The 655-nt window shown below is 47.3% G+C and carries 1 protein-coding gene; it reads left to right on the top strand.

Annotation, left to right across the window (positions count from 1 at the left end):
- Window positions 1-219: 219 nt before the first annotated feature.
- Complete coding sequence (locus NA619_RS25015; RefSeq protein WP_003118434.1) at window positions 220-555, top strand: YegP family protein; 336 nt, start codon at window positions 220-222, stop codon at window positions 553-555.
- Window positions 556-655 lie beyond the last annotated feature (100 nt).

Here is a 655-nt window from a genome sequence, read left to right as displayed (position 1 = left end):
GAGCCGTGTTGAGATCTGTGTCTATACTTTGACTGTTCAAAAATCTGGTTTAGCTCTTGGGGTATGGTGCATTTGTCATGCAGTTCTACTGAAGCTGGAGCATCGATTTTGCCTGGCTAGCATCACACAGAAACCATATTTCTAATGGGCAAACAGTCATTTTTTGGACCGCAGCGATATCGATGGATCTCATGAAAGCCAAAAATAAGGAATAGCTATATGTCTGGGACGTTTGAAATATACAACGACAAAGCGGGTGAATTTCGTTTTCGGCTCAAAGCCAACAATGGCCAAGCAATTCTGGCCAGCGAGGGCTACAAGGATAAGTCTGGATGTCTAAATGGAGTCGAGTCAGTCAAAAAAAATGCGCCTGATGATGCACGCTACGAGCGTAAGGCCAGCGGGGCTGACAAGTTTATGTTCAACCTTAAGGCGGGTAATCACCAAGTAGTCGGGACGAGCCAGTCATATGCCTCCGAAGCCTCACGCGACAAGGGTATCGAGTCGGTGAAAAACCACGCACCCGACGCTAAGGTTGTTGAGGTGGGCAATTAATCGCTTCAGTCTGTTCAAAATCACTTGGGCATTTCGTTGAGATGGGCGGCTGAGTATTCTTAATAGCCGCTTTTCCCTGCTCGGATGTGATCGACCGCTT

Source organism: Stutzerimonas stutzeri (assembly GCF_024448895.1).
Classification (GTDB): Bacteria; Pseudomonadota; Gammaproteobacteria; order Pseudomonadales; family Pseudomonadaceae; genus Stutzerimonas; species Stutzerimonas stutzeri_Q.
The sequence above is the reverse complement of the archived record's forward strand: the minus strand, read 5'-3'. Positions and strand labels throughout refer to the sequence as shown.

Excerpts from the sequence above, each read along its gene's own strand:
- NA619_RS25015 (WP_003118434.1), top strand. The coding sequence starts at position 220 with ATGTCTGGGACGTTTGAAATATACAACGACAAAGCGGGTGAATTTCGT.